Source organism: Facklamia sp. 7083-14-GEN3, assembly GCF_024742075.1.
Taxonomy (GTDB): Bacteria; Bacillota; Bacilli; order Lactobacillales; family Aerococcaceae; genus Facklamia.
In genome coordinates, this window is sequence record NZ_JANSGD010000002.1 from 126056 (window position 1) to 146957 (window position 20902).

Sequence of the window (20902 nt, forward strand, 5' to 3'; positions counted from 1 at the left end):
ATTAACCCTTCACTGACCCTGCTGATAAGCCTGATACCAGATCTTTTCTAAAAATCATTGCAATAACTGCTGGAGGAATAATGGCTAATAAGCCAGATGCTGCTATCATACTATAGTCAATAACATCTCTTGTCATAAACTCAGATAAAACCAAGGTAATTACTTTATTGCTCTGGGAAGAAGTTAAAATCATCGGAATTTGGAATTGACTCCAACTCATCAACAAAAGAATTAAGACACAGGTAATGATAGCCGTGCGAGACATGGGTAAGATTACCTTCCAGAAAAGCTGCCATTCTGTGCAACCATCAAGTTCTGCTGCTTCCCACATTTCTTTAGGAATCTTATTAAAGTGTGTAATGAGCATCCAAGTTGCTAGGGGTAAAAAAGCAGTCACATAAATGACACTAATCCAAAAGAGCTTATCCAATAACTGATAGTTTGAAAAAATAGCAAAAATTGGAATGATAGTGGTAAAAACAGGAATAACAATAGTAATCAACAATAAGCGTAAGATTACTTTCCGCAAGCGAAAACGAAAACGTACCATGGCGTAACTGGTTAAAACCGCTAAGGGCACTCCAATAAAAAGCGTATATAAAGAACTGATTAAAGAATTTTTTAAACCATTAAAAATAGTGATATGTGCTTTATCTGTAGGGTCAAACAAAGTTTGATAATTTGTCCAAGTTGCTTGACTTGGAAGAAAGTGTCCTCCCGCTTTCATTAATTCTGTTTTAGGAGTGACACTGATTATAAAGGCCCAAATAAGAGGGCCTAAAGTGAATATTAGAAAGACAACTACAGTTATAATGTATAACCAATCCCATCGTTTGTTTTTAAGCATGGTCTCCCTCCAATCTTAAAGAACGAATATAAAAGTAACCAATAATACCCGAGAAAACCATGATAATATAGGTAATCGCTGAGCCTAAACCAAAATCTAAAAAGCTAAAGGTATTTAAATAATTATAGATTAAAAGTGTTTGCCCTTCGTAACGGTAACCTACTAAAGAAATTACCTCATCAAAAACATTTAATCCTGCCATGGTCGCTTGGATTAACACAATGGAAAGTGTAGGCAGAATCATTCTCAGTGTAATATAGAAAAATTCTGTATAGCGATTGGCGCCATCCATTTTAGCAGCTTCATAGATTTCTTTGGGTATGGTTTGTAGGGTTGCCAAAATTAAGATGGCACAAAAAGGCACCACCCGCCACGCAATGACAATTGAAACCACAATTAAGAGTAAATAACGATTGTTAATCCAGGCAACCGGCTGATCAATAATTGAAAGACTCATCAATAATTTATTCATAAAACCATAACTGGGGTGAAAAATAAATTGCCAAACAATGCCATTCACTAAAGGGGGCAAAGCCCATGGAATAATGGCAATACCTGTTAGCATAGGACTGATAACTGTCCGCTTATTGAGCAAGAGCCCCACAATAATACTTGAAATAACGGTTAAAATAACGACTAACACAAATACCATCAAACTATTTTCAAAAGCGTGATGAAAATCTTCTGATAGTAAGACCTCTTTATAATTATCGAGTCCGATAAATTTAAAACGATCGGGTCTACTTAATTTAAAAGCGTGAAGGCTATAGATGAAGGTACGTATAATCGGTAAGTAGACGAGTAATCCCATGATAAACATCATAGGCAAGATTAGAAAGATGGCTTTTTTAGATTTTTTCATAATAAACTCCTTTTAAATCATTGATCCCTACTATCATTCTCATAATAGCACGGATCAATCCTTAAAAATTTAAATCTAGGTGTAGTTTCACTACACCTAGATTTATTTTAAATTACTCAGCGTATTCTTCAACAATACTATTTACTTTTTCAACTAATTCCTTAACAGCATCTTCGGCTGAAAGATCTGAAGTTACCATTTTGTTAATGGTATTATAAATTTCAGCACTCATTTCAGTGTAATATTCAGGCACTCCATTTGGGAATGGTGATTCAACCATCTCAGCTAATTCAACCATCGCACCTGTGTTTTGAATCATTTCCTCATCAATTAACTGCTGTAAGATACTTAAACGAGTAGGCAGTGCTCCTACTGCATCAAATAATTCTAATTGAGTTTCTTCGGAAGTATACCATTTAACAAAAGTTTGAGCGGCTTCCATATTTTCTGTATTTGGTGAAATACCAACGGCTTCTTGGAAAGGTACTGTTCTTTCAGCATTGGAATCAACACCTGGTAAAAGAATTGGTTTTACTTGTCCTACTACCGTCGACTCTTCTTCGTTATTCACGCGACCAACAAATGAAGATGGACCTACTATAAAGGCAGTATCTCCTGAATTAATCTGTCTATATGCATCCATTCCTGAACCATTGACATTCCCTGGATTAATTAATTCTTCATCCGCTAAAGTCTTAATGATGTTTAGCGCATCAAGAGACGCTTCTTCATTCAAAGTATTGTCCTCATTAAATACCATACCATTACGTGTAAAAGCCAACCAGAAGAATGTAGTGGTTAAGTTTTCATCTGCACCTAATGGAAGCGATACTGGATATTCTGTAACTCCAGCTTCTTTAATAGTTTTCGCTTGTTCAATTACTTGATCCCAAGTTACTGGTGGTTCTTCTAAGCCAGCCTCTTCATACATATTTGTGTTGTAGTAGGCAATTCGGAAGTCATTTGCATAAGGGACTGCATAGACCTCATCATTTCGCATAAATTGCTCAATTGCCGGAAAGGCATCTGCATCTTCAAGTTCAATAGGAGCTAACCAATCTGCACTGGTAAATTCTCCCATCCAAGACCAATCAACTTCAAAGACATCAGCTGCCACAGTGTTACTTGCAGCGGCAATCGCTAACTTATCACGAATATCATCCCAACTAGTTGGTAAAACATTAACCTTAATCCCATACTCTTCTTCAAAACTAGCCAACATTTCATCCGATGGAGCTCCCCAATCAGGAATCATAAAGCTAATTTCAATGCTTGTTTCCTCTTCTTGAGCCATTGTAGCCATAGGTGATAGAAGGGTTGTAAAAGATAAACCTGCGATTATTAATTTTTTTAAACTTTTTTTCATTTTATTGTCTCCTTTTAATTATGCGCTATTGTTAATCTAATTATATTTTATGACGGTTTTTTCTGAAACCACATCCTTTCAATTATAAAGAAAACTTTCTCAATAGACCTATCTACTATTTGAAACTGCCATTCTTCTTAGTGTGTGGTTTAACCCCCTAACAGCAATCGATAATTGCATGATGTTTTCAAAAGGTGCTATTCCGCCACTGCCAGAACAGCCAATATGAATAATATCAGCTCCAGCTATCTTAGCATCAATAGCTAACTTTATGACAACTTCTTTTTGAGAGCAATCTTGACTCATACCATTAGCCGCCATACACAAAGCACCTTTCTGATGTATTAATTGGCGACTCTGTTCAAAATCTTGAATCGTAAAACCAGGAACCGTTCCGACAGCCGGTAAGAGAATAATATCTGCACCCGCTTCTATAAATTGTGCTACCCATTTGAGCGAAGAAATGGATTCACAATAAGCAGCAGAATGCATCTTACCCGCTATAATCAATCCTGAAAAATATTGTTTAGCTAGCTTGATGCCCTCTAAAATAGCCTGATTACTTACGCCCGACCTTGGATTCCCAGTTAAACAAACAAAATTTAAGCCTAATTCCTCGACTCGCTTTAAACTATTTTTTGAGCATATCCGTCCAGCTGGTAATTTCTCCAAATTTTCCAAGGGTTGATTATTTTCTGGAGCTAGCGGCTCAAGATTAACCCCCATGGGCCGCTGAACAAAACTCTTTAAAGTTTGGATAGGATTTTGATTTTCTGACAAACCCCATATTTGTGGTTGGAAAACATCCATTTGATTTAAAAGAACTAAGTCCGCTCCAGCAGCTCGTGCCAATTCACAATTGGTTAAATCCGGTAAGTGAGGGGTTCGATCTTCTCTTACCTCGACAAGTAAAGTTCGTCCTTCATTCGCACGTATACTATGGAGTAAATCTTTGGAAGTCATTGCCTTGAAATCACTTGCTTGGCAGTCAAGCATCCGTTTATTACCCAACTTTACCCCTCCTTCTAACTTTTAGCTAGTAAATAAACTTATTTAAAAGTTTCGACTATCTTTTTGAAACAGTCACGATCTCTATCTATTATAACTAAGCGAGGAGACATAATTAAGAGCTTACTTATCAGACTTACTGATAAATGAAGGGGATTTATTATCGAACTTACAATTAATTCAACATTTAAATTTTTAAAATACATAGACTAATTTTTCCAAGCGCAAGAAGCTTTTTTGCTCTTTTATTGCAGCTTCTTTTTAATTTGTGGAGCTAAAAACGAGTAAACTAGCGCACAAATAATGAAGGTGATCGCACTATACAGCAACACTTGCCCCCAACTGTCAGTTTGTGATAGAACCAAGTCGTTAGCCTTGTAGGCCCAATAAAAGGGGTCCCAGTAGAAAAACTTTTGCCATTGATCATTTAAAAGCTCAATGGCGATTACAGCAGCTACTAGTGGTAAAAACAAAAGTTTGATACTGCTGGCCGCTCCAATGACATCATTATTATTCAAACCTTGAATAAAACCAACCAATATGCTCAACAGACTGGTAACAAAAACGACTAATATAAGCTGTATAAGGTTAATGGCGGTAAACCCTGTGATGAGAATCAAAGTCAGGGCACCAAAAATAGCTAAGAAAATGCCTATCATTGACTTGCCTAAAATAAAAGTGGTTGAAGTAGTCGGCGTTAAATTGATGGCACTGAGGGTTTTATCTGTTTTTTCTTCAATGATATTTAAGGCGATTAACATTCCTCCTAAGATTGAAACCGTCAGAATAGAAATATTTGCTAATGTTTTCTTAAGCGGAGGTATTTTACGATTATAATCTACTAATTGACTCCTTGAATCTTCCATAGTGACGCCTAGCTCAAAAAAAGTCAGTAACAATTTAGCATAGTCAACAGCGGAGTCACTTTCATTTCCTTGAGTCAGCAAATAATAGCTTTCTTTATCGGGAAGTACGCCAATTATCGTATCTCTTTTTTTTATTCGATCGTTTATCTGATCTTCATTTTTAAAAATCTCCACTTTGGCAAACTTTTGAAAGTATTCGACTTGTTCAGGATTTTCTCCCTCAATTAAAGCCAGGTTGACGGTCGTGTCATTGATGCTTGGGGAAAAGAGATTAATGGCAATACCAAATAGTATGGGAATTAATAAAATATAAAGCGAAAGTGCATCTTTTAAATTCACTTTCAAGTCTCGCATAAAAATAAGCCCTATTCTTTTAAACATGTTTTCTCCCCCTTACTTAACTAAAGCTTTTTTATAGCGAATATTCGCTAGTAAAAATAGCAAGAAGCCACAGATGATAAAAGCAGATGATAAAGTGAAAATATATTGCGATGAACCACTTCCTAATAAGGCCAACTTAAACCCTTCTAACATATGATAAGAAGGTATCCATTTTAACCATGTAGGACTCCAGCTGGGTAGAAAGTAGGAAATAGTTGGCAATATTAACACCATCATTAAGGCATATAGTATGCCGAAAGCTTCAATAATCGTTTGATAAAAGCTAGCAATCAGCAAGCCCAAACTACAGGCAAAAAAGGTCGACGTTAGTAAGATGCTAAAAAGCCACAAATAATTGGGATCAAACTGCATAATTGGTAAAACCACCATCAAGCTGGAGATAATGGTCGTTAACATGACAACTCCTATTTTCCCCACTCAAGTATTGCCAGACAGGTGACGGAGTGAGAGCCAAAGCTTTAATAACTCCCTCCTGCCGGTCTAGAAAGACATAAGCAGCTATAATAAACACGCCCATCAACGCTCCATTAAAAAGTAATACTGAAGGTAGTAAATTTTCCTTATCTGAAAGTTCTTTAAAACCATTCGAAAGAGAACGCACCTCTTGGCGTTCAACAGCTTCTTCTAGCTCTTTAAGTGGTTTGACATGTAAGATTTTTAATAGGTTTCGAAATCTTGATGATTCGTAGCCTTGTAGCAAATACTCATAGGAGATTTCTTGCTTATCAGTCATCTGAATGATAGCTACCATTTCGCCTTCTTTATCAGCTAAGAACTCTGCTTGCTGACGGTTATCTATCAGATTAATTTGCTTATCTTGAAGAGTATATTGGGTGATTTCTTTTTCCTCGTCATTGATTTTTATTTTCACACTTTCTTCTTCCACTTCTGGTTGAGTATCTTTTAAAGACTGAAGATAGCTCTCTTTATCTTGAGCTGACATATCTAAATATAAATATTCGGTTGATTGTCGATTGAAATTATCTGGGACGGCAAATAGAAAGAGTCCCACAATTATTAAAGCCATCACTAATTCAATATAAAAATAAAACCCACGTGAAGCTATTTTTAATTCCTTGATAAAGCTTGAGTGGACTTTCATTTAAACCAAGCCCCTTCCTGTTACCTTTATAAATATTTCTTCTAAGGTTGCTTCCTTAGTATGCATGGTTTGAATCGGATATTGGTTAATAATCGCTTGCAGTGCTTGCTTGTCTTCATCTATTACTAGTGAAAAGATTTCTGACTTAATTTCTTCGCAATCAAGATACTTCACATCTACCACTTTATCACCATATTGAAGCTTTAAATTTTCTGGTGAGTCTATCAACTTAATTTCACCGTCTACAATAAAAGCCACTCGGTCGCATAGTTCATCAGCTATCGCCATATTATGAGTGGTTAAAAAGACAGTCGTTCCTTCTTTATTCTTTTCTTTAATGATCCCTTTTATATCCGCTGCAATGGAAGGATCTAAACCTGTTGTTGGTTCATCAAGAAACCAAAGCTTCGGTTGATTAATCATTGATCGCGCAAAGGTCAAGCGGTGCTTCATTCCTTTTGAAAATTCTCCCGCTTTAATGTTTTCTTTTCCATCAAGTCCAACCATTTTTAAAAGTTTTACAGGCTCAAGCGTTGGTCCATCAAATAATTGACGGTAAAATTCTAAGTTTTCACGCGCTGTTAGCTTACTGTATACATTCGACTGCTCAAAACTCATGCCTATCTCGTTAAAACGTTTTTTGGACGCTTGCCTCACATCATAGCCTGCAACAGTAACTTCTCCTTTATCTTTATCCAAAGGTAATAGTCCTGTTAAAATATTTTGAACAGTTGATTTCCCAGCCCCCGATGGGCCTAAAAAACCAAAAATCTCGCCATCTTCCACTTCAAAACTGACATTCTTTACTTGGTATTTATCGTCCTTATTATAGGAATAAAATAAATTTTCTACCTTTATCATTCTCCATTTTCCTTTCATGAATATTCTAAGCAGTTACTATCATCTTTTTAATTGCTATTTTACTATAAACAAATAATCGCATGAACCTTATAAATAATTTTTAGATTTCAATTAATTAGCCAATTATTTAATTAAACATATCCTTATGCAAAGCCTACTTAGTCGTATAGACTGAAAATTAGTGATATACTCTGACTGACAAGAAGCAAAACAATTTATGCTTCATACCATTCAATGAGGGAGTCTTAAAATGCATCAAATAAAAAATATTACAAAAACATACAATACCGGAGGTTTCGAACAAAAAGCCTTAGATGATGTCACTTTTAATTTAAGAGATAATGAATTTGTATCCATATTAGGTCATAGTGGATCGGGTAAGACAACATTACTTAATATTATTGGTGGCTTAGATCGCTATGACAGTGGAGATATTATTATCAATGGTGTCTCAACTAAACAATATAAAGATCGAGATTGGGATTCTTATCGCAACCATTCGGTCGGTTTCGTCTTTCAAAGTTATAATCTAATCCCCCATCAATCCGTTTTAGCTAATGTCGAGTTAGCCCTAACTATTTCAGGAATATCTGCTAAAGTTCGTAAACAAAAGGCTATTAAAGCTTTAGAAGAAGTAGGTTTAAAAGATCACATTAGTAAACAACCTAACCAATTATCAGGCGGTCAAATGCAAAGAGTGGCTATCGCAAGAGCTTTAGTCAATGAACCCGATGTTCTATTAGCCGATGAACCAACGGGAGCCTTAGATACAGAGACCAGTCTACAAATAATGGATCTTTTAAAAAAGGTGGCAAAAGATCGTTTAGTTGTAATGGTCACTCATAATGCTGAATTGGCTCATCAATATTCCAATCGTATTATCGAATTACAAGATGGAAAAGTCATTTCTGACTCCCACCCATTAACTATCGAAAAAGACAAAACATCTAAACATCAGAATATGGGCAAGTCTTCTATGTCTTTTCTAACTGCTTTGTCCTTGAGTTTCAATAATTTGAACTCTAAAAAGGCTCGTACCTTTTTAACGGCTTTTGCAGGATCGATTGGCATTATTGGTATTGCTCTTATTCTTTCCTTATCGACGGGAGTAAATGATTACATTGATGAAGTCCAAGAGGAAACGATGACTGCCTATCCCATTACGATTGAAAAAGAGTCTGTCGACTTTAACCAATTAATGTCAGCAAGTAGGGAAGAAAATCCAAATCAACAATCAGAAGAGAACAAGTCTGAAAATGAGAATTTAAACGCAATCTATGGTAATAAAGAATCGCTAAATAGGATAAGCGAATTCAACTCTTCATTTCGTCAAAATAACTTAAAATCTTTTAAAAAATATTTAGATCAAGACAACAACGAATTAACTAATTATGTTGGTAAAAATGGTATTGTCTACTCATACAATGTCAACTTTGATTTGTTCGCCTTTGATGAAAATGATCAGTTTATTAATACCGATGGTAGCTCTTTTGAAAATGATATTCGACAACCTAGACAAGGTTTCGGTCCCCCATCTGATTCATTTAATCAAGGAAACACAAAAATTAGCGAGCTCATTCCCGGTCAAGGGGAACAAATCATAAGTCCTGTTATTAAAGATAATTACCAACTAGTTGATGGTGAATGGCCTGAAGAATATGATGAAATCGTCTTGGTTGTCAATGAAGCCAATGAGATCAATCTTTCTGATCTTTATGAGCTCGGAATACTTCCTGCAAAAGAGTACGAGAAAATTCTCGATCAAATAGATAAGGATGAAGCACTCGATTTAAAAGAAGAAGAACTTAGTTTTAAAGCACTCAGAAGCCAGATCTTTTATCTATTACCAAGCAGCGATTATTATGAGAAAAATGTACAAGGAAATTATCAAAAATTAGCAGATGACCCTTTAACACTTGAAAAAGTTGTCAAAGAAAAAGCGGTTCCTTTAAAAATTTCTGCAATTATAAAGCCTATTAAAGATGCTAAAACTCTAGTCATTGACACTCCACTAGCATACACTAGCAAATTACGAAACTATTTAATGGATTATGTCAATCAAAGTGAAGTCGTTCAAGCACAAAAAGACCAACCCGAGACTAATGTATTGAATGGCCTTGATTTTGAAGCGACTAATGATAAAGAAAAAATCGAAGATGTTTATAGCTACCTTAATGATTTCACTACCAGCCAACAAGCTGAATTTATTCAACAAATGCAAGCTAGACAGCAAGGTTCAGAATCATTCCCAGAAGCAGCTGCGGACGTCAATGGAAATCAAACTAATATATCTGAACAATTTGACCAATTAGTCGATAATCTAGATGATCAAGCCTTACTTGATATATATAATTCATCGATTGCTCAATCTAGTTATGATGAAAATTTACAAGAGTTTGGTGTCATTTCAGATGATAACCCTTCTGCAATCAATATTTACGCAGATAATTTTGCTGATAAAGAAGCCATTTCTAATGCAATTGAGTCCTATAATCAGACAGTTGATGAAAATGAAAAAATCACCTACTCTGACTTTGCTGGCTTAATAATGTCTTCTGTTTCAGAAATTGTAAATGTGATTACTTATGTCCTCATAGCTTTTGTGAGTGTCTCCTTATTAGTTTCTTCAATTATGATTGGGATTATCACTTATATTTCTGTCTTAGAACGGACCAAAGAAATTGGTATTCTGCGAGCCATTGGTGCCTCTAAGCGGAATATCTCTACTGTATTTAATGCCGAAACCATAATTATCGGCCTCTTATCAGGTTTATTAGGGATTGGTGTGACCTACTTACTACATAATCCACTAAACAGTCTATTGCTACGCTTATTAGAAGATGATGTGACAGTCAGTCTATCCTTGCAAAATGCCTTGATTTTAATTAGCTTAAGTATCCTACTTTCCTTTATTGCTGGTTTAATTCCATCTAAACAAGCTTCACAAAAAAACCCAGTTGATGCCCTAAGAAGCGAATAAATTGACGAGTTTTACCAACTTCAAGTTATGTTCAGTCTTGTTTACTAATAACTTGAATTGATTTCAAAGCTCTTAAAGGAGAAAGGATAGAATTATGCGGAAAATAATACTCAATCTAGCAATAAGTTTGGATGGCTATATTTCTGATGAAAAAGGTGGATTTGATTGGATTGCAGGTCAAAACGATCATACTAGTGACACTCAAAATGCTTATGATTTCGAATCCTTTCTAAATAATATAGATATTATAGTAATGGGTTCTAAGGCATATGAAGATGTTGTTTTATCTAATTTAGATACCTTTAAAGATAAAAAAATACTGGTAGCTACCAGCCGACAATTAGAAAAGCGTGAGAATGTGACTTTTATCCATGGGGCTATCACCGAAGAAATTTTAATCTTAAGAGAACAAGTGGGCAAGAACATTTGGTTGTTTGGTGGTGCCGGTCTAACAGACCCCTTTATTCGTGAAAAGTTGATCGATGAATACATCATTGGTATCATTCCAACCATCCTAGGAGGAGGCAGGTCGCTATTCAAGGGAGGCCACCCTCCCGATTGACCTTCATCTTCATAAAACTTATACGAATGATGGTATCGTCATTTTAAACTACACTCAAAGAAAACAATAACTAAAACTAATCTCAAAAAGAGACTCTATCAAAATTTTCCTTTTGATAGAGTCTCTTTTTACTTATTTTTTAGCCCAAGGAAATAGCATAGGAACTCTTTGCGTGTACTCATTCCAACCTTCGTATTTCTCCATATTTTTTTCTAATAAAGGTGTGGATACCTTAATTAAAACGGTTGACATTAATAATGGGGAAATGGCTAGAACAATATAATAAATAGGATGAACGGCTTGAGTGAATAATAAGGTGAAGCCAGAAATATATAAGCCCACCCAAATTAAAATTTCTCCAAAATAATTGGGATGACGAGTTATTGACCATAATCCTGATTGAAGTAATTTTCCTGTTTTTTTATTGATATGTTGTCTGAGTTGTTCATCACCAACCACTTCAAAAAACAGACCAATCGCAGCAATTAACAAGCCGATTATCACAATATAATTATGACTCATTGAAAAATTAAATTGATTATATTTAATGATCGAATAGCTAGCCGATCCCACAATAAAGTTAATGATTCCTTGAACCATAAAGACTCTAAAGAACGCAATTATAACAACTTTATCGCCCCATTCTTTACGCCATTGTGCATATCTGAAATCTTCTGGTTTACCAAAATTGCGTTTGAATAACCGAATAGATAAACGAAGACCCCACACTGTAATAAAGGCAACAATCAGATAGGATAGCAGGGTCGGATTTTCGGTGACAAATAATGTTAACCACGACCCAACTACAAAGCCGAGTCCCCATCCCATATCAACAATCGAATTGTCCTTAATTTTAGTAGCAATTAGGAAAATAATAGTGAAATAGATAAAGGTAAACATCAGTGGTACCATCAAGCCGCCTAACCATCCAGTTGTAAAAGCTTGAGTGGCAATTGCCAAAGTGGCTATAAATAACATACTATATATAATTATTCTTTTTAAATCCATTTAAATACTCCTCTTCATTCTATTCCGTAGTTAAAGCGATGGCGACCGCTCCAATACCTGCACTCATAGCCACTATGGCTGAAATTTCCATGGTATAATCCGGCGCCTTACCAATTAATTGAGTATAATATTCTTCAAATTCCTTTACGCGCTGACCACCATTAGCATGAACAATCGCATAATTAGTGATTCTATGATTTTTCATAATCTCTTTCACTAATTCTTGAATCTTTTTAGTGTTGCCTTTTTGACTAAAGGTCTTACCGATTACAATCCCATCACCAGCCTCATCAATTGAAACTACTGGCTTTAAGTTCACTATATTAGCGGCAAAAGCTTGGGCTCTACCGATACGACCAGACCGAAGCATATATTTTAAAGTGGGAACACTGACAAAGATATGAGTTTTTTTAATGGTATCTTCTATAATTTTAACTGTTTCTTTGAAATCATGTCCAGCGGCTAAAGCTTCTGCAGCCTTTTTTACCACCAGTCCCTCTGCTCCTGAATTCAGTTTCGAATCAATGACTTTAATATCAGTATTAGCTAAATCCTCATGTTTACTAGCTCTTAAGATCGTTTCATAAGTTCCACTCATTTTACTTGAAACGGTAATGACAATAATTGAATCGTAGTGACTGGCTAATTCTAGTAATATTTTTTCTGCTTCTCTCTTGGTTGGTTGTGCAGAAGACGGATAGGTATCTAATCGATCCATTAACTTATAAAAATACTGAGCCGTAATTGTCACTTTATCCAGATAATTACTATCTTCGATTAAAATATTTAAAGGCAAAAGATGTACTTGATGTTGATCCATAAATTCTTGAGGCAAATCAGCTATCGAGTCCGTCAAAATAGCTACCTTATTTTTACGATCATAAATTGATTCATATTGGCGTTTCATATCATCGGCTTTTTGAAAAACTATTTTTCCATAGTCTTTTAGCTTAAAAAATAGTTCTTCAGGATTATTCGAGTGAATGTGTAAACGAATTTTGGATTGATTTCCAGCTATAATTAGAGAATCTCCCATTTGGCCTAATTCTGCTTTTATTTGTTCCAGATTAAGCGCTTCATCCTCACTTTGAATAATTCCTTCTACACAATAGCGATAATTTTCATCAAAGTTCTCATGAACATTCATGACTAATTCATTGGGTTTAAAGCTTTCAACTTGTTTAGATAAGTTTTCGATTTCGCCAGTTTCAAGATAGTGAAGCATTCCTTCTATAAAATGAACGAAACCTTTGGCCCCTGAATCGACCACATTGGCATCTTTTAAAGCCTGTAGTTTTTCTGGGGTTTCATTTAATGATTTCCAAGCGGCTGATAAAGACTGGGAAATTAAATCTAAAAAGTTTTTGGCCTTATCTTTTTCATTAATTAAGGAATCTGCCCAGTCTTCAATGACTGTAATCATTGTTCCTTCAACCGGATTTGAAATGGCTTTATAGGCATAGGTGGAAGCCTTTTTTATGGTCTGGGCGAAGTCAGTCACTCCCACAGATTCATTATCTGAAATTTCCATAAAAACTCCATTGACAAACTGTGCAAAGATAATACCAGAGTTCCCTCTCGCCCCCATTAAAGCTGCATCAGCAATGGAAGCTAAAGTCTTTTTAGGCGAGTCCATCGATTGAGCATTTTCAATAATTGAACGCATGGTAAAGGCTAAGTTACTACCCGTATCACCATCAGCAATCGGAAAAACATTGATACGATTCAATTCGATTTTTTCTTTAATAACCTCATAGGCTCCAGATAGAAAGGCTTGATAGATTCGTTCACCATCAAGTTTTAATATTTGATCTTGTTCTTCCATTTATACACCCTCTTATAAATTAACTTAGGAAGCGAATGGCGAAATATGATAACATGGCTGTTAGTCCATTAAGGACTGTTCCCCATATAATATCAGCGACTGCCACTTTTATCGGCCAATCTTTCAAAACGGCTAAGTTAGTCATGTCATAAGTGGAATAGCACATTAAGCCAAATAGCCCTCCAACTAACAATGCATATTGCCAACTTTCTTTTTCAAGTGCAGGATTAACGGCAAAAAAGATTAAACCAGCCATAAATACTAAATAGAAAACAATCGCTGCTGCCCAGTTAGGCTTATCTGCCATCAAATGTCCAATATTATCGCGGAAGAAATCTTTAGCTATAAAGCCTAACCATACAATGTCCAACGCAAAAAAGATAACAAATGTAATAAGATACGTTTTAATATAATTCATACTATCTCTCCTTAAATTTAAATTTCAACTTCAACTTCAACTTCCATCATTAAGCTGGTTGCATAACACCCCCAAAAGCAATCCATGCAAGAACTGTTTTGGCTACAAGACTTAAGATAATATAGCCTCTTTCCCCGTAAAGATAGTTTTCCCATTTACCTACTCTATTATATTGAAGCAACATATTAATTGGGAATAAGTTAAAGAATAAAAAATAAGATCCTGCTAGAGCATATACAAACCAAGGCACATCTGCTGGGTTGGTATTTCCAAAAGCATAGAGAGCAATGACTATCCAAGGCGTAATTCCGGCAATCGAACCAAAAATGAAAGGTTTCCAATTTAAATGATCACGTTTACCTATATTTATTTCTTCCATATCTAAACCAAACAAGTTCATACAAGCATTTAAAACAAAAATTAACACTAGTGAACCAATATCATAAACCCCGAACAACATTGCAATTAAAACAATCATTAAAGAAGAACTCAAAGCATATTCATACCATCTAAAACGGTTTATTCCTCTTTTCAAATCTTCATTATAAATTTTATTTCCCCAAGGTGACACTATTATAAAATGAGCAAAAGCTGATATAAATAAAAATAGTGAGACAGCAATGCCAAACGGTACATTGAACTGCTCTTTCATATCTGTCACTAAACGCATTTGCTCCGAATCAAAAGTTAAAAAATATGAACGGACAGAAATTTGAAAATCTGCTATCTTATCGATAAATAGAGCAAAAGCTAACATTAAAATTGCTTGGATAAAATGTAAGACACCCATTACCCCATTAAAACGCCGTAAAGATTGAAAACTTATTTCTTTTGACACCATTCTCCTCTTTTCTATTAAAAATATTTATTATATAAAGTATAGCATAACTAAAAAAATATATAAAAAATTTGATGTTAAAATTTTGAAATTATTTTTTAACGGATTATCCTTATTTTAGTTAATAATATATTTTAATTTTAAAACCATTTAAAGATTGTATTATTTGACTTAAATATAATTCGCTCTTACAATGAATTTGAATGAAATTCGTTTATTAAAAAATAAACTTTTTCATTTTAGTAGTTGTTGCTCTATATTTTTATGTAAGAAAGGGAGATTTTATGAAAAAATCAATGTTAAATCAAGTGAAAGTGGGGTTGCTATCTCTATCGGCTATCGCGCTATTAGTTGGTTGTACGAATGATGATAATGCGAACGATTCAACTGTTGACGATACAACAGTTACTGAAGTAATGGATGAAGAAACGGAAGAGGACACAACAACTAAAGAAGAAACGACTGAAGAAGAAACGGAAGAAGACGCAACAACTAAAGAAGAAATGACTGAAGAAGAAACGGAAGAAGACACAACAACTAAAGAAGAAATGACTGAAGAAGAAACGGAAGAGGATACAACTAAAGAAGTCATGGATGAGGCGTCTGATGAAGACACTACCAAAGAAGACATGGATGAAGAGTCTGATGAAGATACAACTAAAGATGATATGGACGAAGAGTCCGATGAAGACACTACTACAGAAAATGTGGACAAGGAAATGGACATTGTTGCCACTGCACAAGACAATGAAGACTTTAGTATTTTAGCAGAGGCTTTAGAAGAAGCGGATTTAGTAGAAACTTTACAAGAAGATGGACCTTTCACTGTTTTTGCTCCGACTGATGAAGCTTTCGCACAACTATTTGAAGATCTTGACATCACTAAAGAAGAGCTTTTAGCTCAACCCGATCTTGACAAAGTACTTACTTACCACGTTGTTTCTGATAAAGTAATGGCTGATGACTTAGAAGATGGTATGACGGTTGAAACAGTGAATGGTGAAGAAATTTCCTTTGATTTATCAGAAGATGAGCCATTGGTTAATGACTCAATTATCTCAACAACAGATCTTGAAGCTTCCAACGGAGTGATTCATGTGGTTGACGCTGTCTTAGTTCCTGAAGGTTTCGAACTTCAAGAAACTGAAGAAGATATGGCAGTTGCTCCAGGTATGGATGAAGAGTCTGATGAAGAAACCACTACTGAAGAAGATATGGCTGAAGAAATGGATATTGTTGCCACTGCACAAGGTAACGAAGACTTCAGTATTTTAGCCGCGGCTTTAGAAGAAGCTGATCTAGTAGAAACTTTACAAGGAGATGGACCTTTCACTGTCTTTGCTCCGACTGATGAAGCTTTCGTGCAATTGCTTGAAGACCTTGACATCACTAAAGAAGAACTTTTAGCTCAACCTGATCTTGCCAAAGTACTTACTTACCACGTTGTTTCTGGTAAAGTAATGGCTGGTGACTTAGAAGATGGTATGACGGCTGAAACAGTGAATGGTGAAGAAATTTCCTTTGACTTATCAGAAGATCATCCAATGGTTAATGATTCCAACATTACTGCAACAGATATTGAAGCTTCTAACGGAGTGATTCATGTGGTAGATACTATCTTGGTTCCTGAAGACTTTGAACTTCAAGATGTTGAGTTGGATATTGTTGCAACTGCTAGAGACAATGAAGATTTTAGTATTTTGGCAGCTGCTTTAGAAGAAGCTGAATTAGTGGAAACTTTACAAGGAGATGGACCTTTCACTGTCTTTGCTCCGACTGATGAAGCTTTCGTGCAATTGCTTGAAGACCTTGACATCACTAAAAAAGAGCTTTTAGCTCAACCTGATCTTGACAAAGTACTTACTTACCACGTTGTTTCTGATAAAGTAATGGCTGATGACTTAGAAGATGGTATGACGGCTGAAACAGTGAATGGTGAAGAAATTAACTTTGACTTATCAGAAGATCACCCAATAGTTAATGAATCAAATATTACTTCTACTGACCTTGAAGCTTCCAATGGAGTGATTCATGTGGTGGATACTGTCTTAATTCCTAAGGACTTTGAGCTACAAGAAGTTGAAGCTGAATAAAGGAAGTTAATAATTATTATTAAAACTTCTTATTAAACAAAAAGCACCCCTTAATTTCCAATGAACTTAAGGGGTGCTTTTTTTGTTTTCTTGATAATAGCCATGAATGATACTGTATAGACTAATGATTTTTAATAGTAATTTCTGGTATATTAATATTTTTCCGCAATTCAGTATTAAAGATGATAATATCTGCAATATCATCTGGGCTCATTAAACCAGTTTCCTTCTCATCTTGTAGCTCATCGCCCCAAAAATGAGTATTCATCCCGCCCATATAGATGCCATGAATATGGAGCTTTGTATCGGCTACTTCTTTAAGAATACTTTCAGTAAATCCTTTAACACCAAACTTACTAGCGCAATAAACGGATTCTGTAATTTTACCTTCTAAGCCAGCAGTGGATACAACATTAATAATTGAGCCTACATTTCTTTCTTTCATTGACGATAATACTTGTTGACTGCAAAAAATAGTCCCTTTTAAATTAATATCAATCATTTGATTAATTTGATTTAAAGTAATTTTTTCTGCTAAGTCAAAATATCCTACACCTGCATTATTAATTAAGATATCAACGGGACCGTTATCTTTAACTATTTGGTCAAAAGTAGATTTAACGTCTTCAAAAATTGATACATCGAGCGCATAAATAGAATAGCTTGAATTAGAAAAGGATTGGACTAGCTTTTCTAACTTTTCTCTTGTTCTACCGATTAGGCTTACATGATATCCTTTTTCATTATACTTTTTAGCCAAAGTTGCCCCTAAACCACTTCCTGCTCCTGTTATTACAATATGTTTTGTTTTTTTCATTTAATATACTCCTATCTATTTAATACTTCATACTTAAGAGTAACTAATAAGCGAAGCCGTTACAAGGAATGTAGTTTCATTTAATCAAATTAAAATCAGACCATCCTGCCCGATAGAAATCGTTTGGGATAGTCTGATTATTTTGCTTTAACTAAAATCTATAGCATTAGGTCTTTTTGTATTGATATGTATTTACGCATCCTTTTCCTTCTTTTTATTGCCCAAAGCAACTAATCCCAATCCAGCTAGAATTGAAAGGGCTGCTCCAGTAAAGACTACAGTTTCTCCTGAATCTCCTGTTGCTGGTAAAACAGAAGCTTCATCCATCTGACCTTTAGGAACTTCAGGTGTTTCTGGTTTTAGCTCTTCAGGCACTTCTGGAGTGTCTGGTTCAGTTGGAACCGTTGGCTCATCATTTTTAGCTTTTACAGTTACAACTGCTGTTTTTGTAATGCTTGCCCCATCTTTATCCGTTACTGTAAAGGTGGCTGTATATTTTCCTGGAATATCTCGGTCAAATCCATCATTATCTGTTATAACAACTTCATCAATCAAATTACCATCTTCAGTATCCTGAGCCTTTTCAATTAACGATTCCAATTTGAAGGTCTCGTCACCTTGTGTTATTGATCCATCAGTTACTTCTAACGTTGGTGCTTCATTAATTGGTGTCCACTTCATTAATACGGTTACGGTGGCATCAGCGGTTGTAGTATTTCCTTTACTATCAATTACTGTGAAATCAATTCGATAAACCCCAGGTACATTGATATCAAAATCATCAATGTTCACAAGATTAATAACAGGTTTAAGGGTGGCATCATCATCTTCAAAGTCAGATACTTTGGCTAGCAGTGACTTCAAATCCAAATCATCACCAACATAAACAACTTTGTCCTTAGTTACTATAGTCGGGAAGTAATCAGGATAAACTTTTGTATCTTTCGAAATTGGGCGGTCTTCTGTGTATTGTTCATCCTCTAAATCCCACCAAGTTGCTGGTTGATTGAGTACTGGAATATTCCGATCGACTAAATCTATTTTCTCACCTCGTGGAAGAAAGACTTCATCATCAATTCGGTTTATTCCATTTTTTGCATACGCTTCTGATAAATAGAATTCTAATTTAACGGATGGTGCCCAAACGAATGCTATATCATTATGAAGACCATTTTCATCTAACCCATATGGATAATCTAAATCATTGGAATCTTCTTTCAAGATATTAATCACATAATTACGATCAATTAACTTGTTTCGACCCACTTTAAATAGTCTTAAATCTTCACCATTGCTATTTTGTAGCAATGTGCCTTGAGGAACACTCGCTTCTACTCCATTGTTAGGAATATTTACAGATCCCCCATCAATGATAATTTTTTCTAAGTTAGATGAGTTTAAATCAAAATCATTAATGGTTAATTTAGAGCCACTATTAACAAAGATAACTTTGTTTATGTCAGCGGTTAAATCGTTAAAACTCTGCGATCCTAGGGTTCCTATATTTAATTCTCCTTGATCTAAAGAGATCTCAGTATTTGCCATGGATAAGCCAACTGTTCTTTTTTCATCAAACCCTTCATTTGTATGACTAATACTACCATTGTTGATAATATTAACCTTTGTATTATAAGTGTTTAATCCAATTGAGTCTTCATTAAACTTCAATCCCCATCTTTCACGAATAGGATTTGCATCTTTCGGTGTAATTAAATCGATATCCGAATTATCAATCGTAAAGTTTTGTACTATATCTTGAGCGCTTGATGTTATCTCAAAATTATAATGTGACTTAGATGTCGACTTAACTGAACTGTCCTTAATTACTATATCTTTTGCGTTGGATGTAAATGGTACTGATGTATGAGCGTTACTAGGTGTTTCAATATCTAAGCCAACGTTATCTAGTAATACACTACCAGATCCTGATGTGTTCCCTAAATATAATCCACTCTCAACTGACTCTACATCTGCTCGCACTGTAATATCTACATCTTTAAACTCAATATTACCTGCAAACTTATCTAATGCTGCAATCGCATACCCACGATTTCCTGTAACATTAATTTCACTCTTAGGTGCTGTTTCATCCGGATTACCTAAAATCTCAAAGCTTCCTGTCTGTCCACTTCTTTCATGTACCCACATTGCTCGATTAAAATTATCAAAATTCATAATACCATAGTTCTCTACAGTAAATGTTTGATCCTGTCCAAGCACTACATTAAATGCGGTAGAAGTATCTGGGCGCTGTGCATTAAATGTTACTTCTGCACCTTCATCTACTACTACCCTAAAATCACGACTAATTGATAAATTATCCCAATTTAATGTTCGTGTTTCAATAAAACGTAATGTATTAATACTAGTATTTGCTAATGCTGTCTTGATTGTTGCAAAAGTATCACCAGCTTCTACAATGTATTCATTGTTTTGAACAGCAAAAGTAGACATTTCAGGTACAGATCTATTTATTGCCATAGTAGTATTTTCTAATTTTTCAGGTTCTTCTACTGTTGTCTCTTCTACTGTTGTCTCTTCTACTGTTGTCTCTTCTACTGTTGTCTCTTCTACTGTTGTCTCTTCTACTGTTGTCTCTTCTACTGTTGTTTCCTGACTTGAGTCTTCAACCATCTTTTCTTCAATTACTAATTCTTTTGAAGATTCCGTCTCAATTAACTCTGCAGCTACAGCGGAAATACTATATGTTCCACCCATCAAGAATGCTCCGATGCAAACGGAAACTAATCCATAGACCTTATGCTTACGATAAGAAAATTTTTGTTTCATTTTGAATACCCCTTTTTATATAACCCGACCATTAACATCTCTTGTTATTATAATATTAACACAAATTAATGTATATAGCTATAAATTTAACTTTTAAAATTATACTTATTAAGTAAAATAAATCAATTCGTTCAAAAATACTTATGATATTCCGTAATAATGGATTAAGTAACTATTATGTCTTTAAAAGTAAAATAAAGAAAGATTAGCCATTAAATACCTAATCTTTCTTTATAAAAAGGATATCTCTATTTCAA

At 34.9% G+C, this 20902-nt stretch carries 17 protein-coding genes; 3 read left to right on the top strand and 14 right to left on the bottom strand.

What is annotated here, in order from left to right:
- Position 1: 1 nt before the first annotated feature.
- The 8 genes from NW240_RS05220 to NW240_RS05255 all read right to left on the bottom strand — a co-directional run bounded on the left by NW240_RS05220 (position 2) and on the right by NW240_RS05255 (position 7314).
- The gene (locus tag NW240_RS05220) at positions 2-847 is read right to left on the bottom strand and encodes a carbohydrate ABC transporter permease (protein ID WP_258436433.1); all 846 of its coding nucleotides are present in this window, start codon (positions 845-847) and stop codon (positions 2-4) included.
- Positions 840-1709 carry a carbohydrate ABC transporter permease gene (locus NW240_RS05225; RefSeq protein ID WP_258436434.1) on the bottom strand — a complete coding sequence of 290 codons (870 nt, stop codon included), beginning with the start codon at positions 1707-1709 and terminating at the stop codon, positions 840-842. Before NW240_RS05225 ends, NW240_RS05220 begins: the two co-directional genes overlap by 8 nt.
- Before the next feature lie 112 nt (positions 1710-1821).
- On the bottom strand, positions 1822-3075 hold the full coding sequence (locus NW240_RS05230; RefSeq protein ID WP_258436436.1) for a sugar ABC transporter substrate-binding protein: 1254 nt from the start codon (positions 3073-3075) through the stop codon (positions 1822-1824).
- Positions 3076-3183: 108 nt separating this feature from the next.
- The gene (locus tag NW240_RS05235) at positions 3184-4086 is read right to left on the bottom strand and encodes a hypothetical protein (RefSeq protein WP_258436437.1); all 903 of its coding nucleotides are present in this window, start codon (positions 4084-4086) and stop codon (positions 3184-3186) included.
- Positions 4087-4328: 242 nt separating this feature from the next.
- A complete protein-coding gene (locus NW240_RS05240; RefSeq protein ID WP_258436439.1) occupies positions 4329-5330 on the bottom strand; it encodes an ABC transporter permease in 1002 nt (333 codons plus the stop codon).
- Positions 5331-5342: 12 nt separating this feature from the next.
- Entirely contained in the window at positions 5343-5747 is a 405-nt protein-coding gene (locus tag NW240_RS05245; protein ID WP_258436440.1) for a hypothetical protein, read from the bottom strand.
- Positions 5692-6453 carry a hypothetical protein gene (locus tag NW240_RS05250; protein WP_258436441.1) on the bottom strand — a complete coding sequence of 254 codons (762 nt, stop codon included), beginning with the start codon at positions 6451-6453 and terminating at the stop codon, positions 5692-5694. The genes NW240_RS05245 and NW240_RS05250 overlap by 56 nt, the downstream gene beginning before the upstream one ends.
- On the bottom strand, positions 6454-7314 hold the full coding sequence (locus tag NW240_RS05255; RefSeq protein ID WP_258436442.1) for an ABC transporter ATP-binding protein: 861 nt from the start codon (positions 7312-7314) through the stop codon (positions 6454-6456).
- Between the two features lie 250 nt (positions 7315-7564).
- Between NW240_RS05255 and NW240_RS05260 the strand changes: the two genes are divergently transcribed.
- Positions 7565-10294, top strand: coding sequence for an ABC transporter ATP-binding protein/permease (locus NW240_RS05260; protein ID WP_258436443.1), 2730 nt, complete (start codon positions 7565-7567; stop codon positions 10292-10294).
- 94 nt (positions 10295-10388) lie between these two features.
- Positions 10389-10856, top strand: a complete 468-nt coding sequence (locus NW240_RS05265) for a dihydrofolate reductase family protein (protein WP_258436445.1) — start codon at positions 10389-10391, stop codon at positions 10854-10856.
- A gap of 132 nt (positions 10857-10988) precedes the next feature.
- Here the strand turns inward: NW240_RS05265 and NW240_RS05270 are convergent, their stop codons facing one another.
- The 4 genes from NW240_RS05270 to heR are packed head-to-tail and all read right to left on the bottom strand — an operon-like array spanning position 10989 to position 14945.
- Complete coding sequence (locus NW240_RS05270) at positions 10989-11864, bottom strand: DUF1295 domain-containing protein (protein ID WP_258436446.1); 876 nt, start codon at positions 11862-11864, stop codon at positions 10989-10991.
- 19 nt (positions 11865-11883) lie between these two features.
- Positions 11884-13689, bottom strand: coding sequence for a DAK2 domain-containing protein (locus tag NW240_RS05275; protein ID WP_258436448.1), 1806 nt, complete (start codon positions 13687-13689; stop codon positions 11884-11886).
- 19 nt (positions 13690-13708) lie between these two features.
- Positions 13709-14107, bottom strand: a complete 399-nt coding sequence (locus NW240_RS05280; RefSeq protein WP_258436449.1) for a DUF2177 family protein — start codon at positions 14105-14107, stop codon at positions 13709-13711.
- Positions 14108-14156: 49 nt separating this feature from the next.
- Positions 14157-14945, bottom strand: a complete 789-nt coding sequence (gene heR / locus NW240_RS05285; protein WP_258436452.1) for a heliorhodopsin HeR — start codon at positions 14943-14945, stop codon at positions 14157-14159.
- Between the two features lie 284 nt (positions 14946-15229).
- On the opposite strand from heR, the gene NW240_RS05290 reads away from it, so the two are divergent.
- Positions 15230-17038 (top strand): fasciclin domain-containing protein, encoded by a 1809-nt coding sequence (locus NW240_RS05290; protein WP_258436453.1) that lies wholly within the window; start codon positions 15230-15232, stop codon positions 17036-17038.
- Positions 17039-17159: 121 nt separating this feature from the next.
- Here the strand turns inward: NW240_RS05290 and NW240_RS05295 are convergent, their stop codons facing one another.
- Positions 17160-17855 carry an SDR family oxidoreductase gene (locus NW240_RS05295; RefSeq protein WP_258436454.1) on the bottom strand — a complete coding sequence of 232 codons (696 nt, stop codon included), beginning with the start codon at positions 17853-17855 and terminating at the stop codon, positions 17160-17162.
- A 192-nt stretch (positions 17856-18047) separates the two neighbouring features.
- Positions 18048-20645: an LPXTG cell wall anchor domain-containing protein gene (locus NW240_RS05300; RefSeq protein WP_258436455.1), complete on the bottom strand. Its 2598-nt coding sequence runs from the start codon at positions 20643-20645 to the stop codon at positions 18048-18050.
- Positions 20646-20902: the final 257 nt, after the last annotated feature.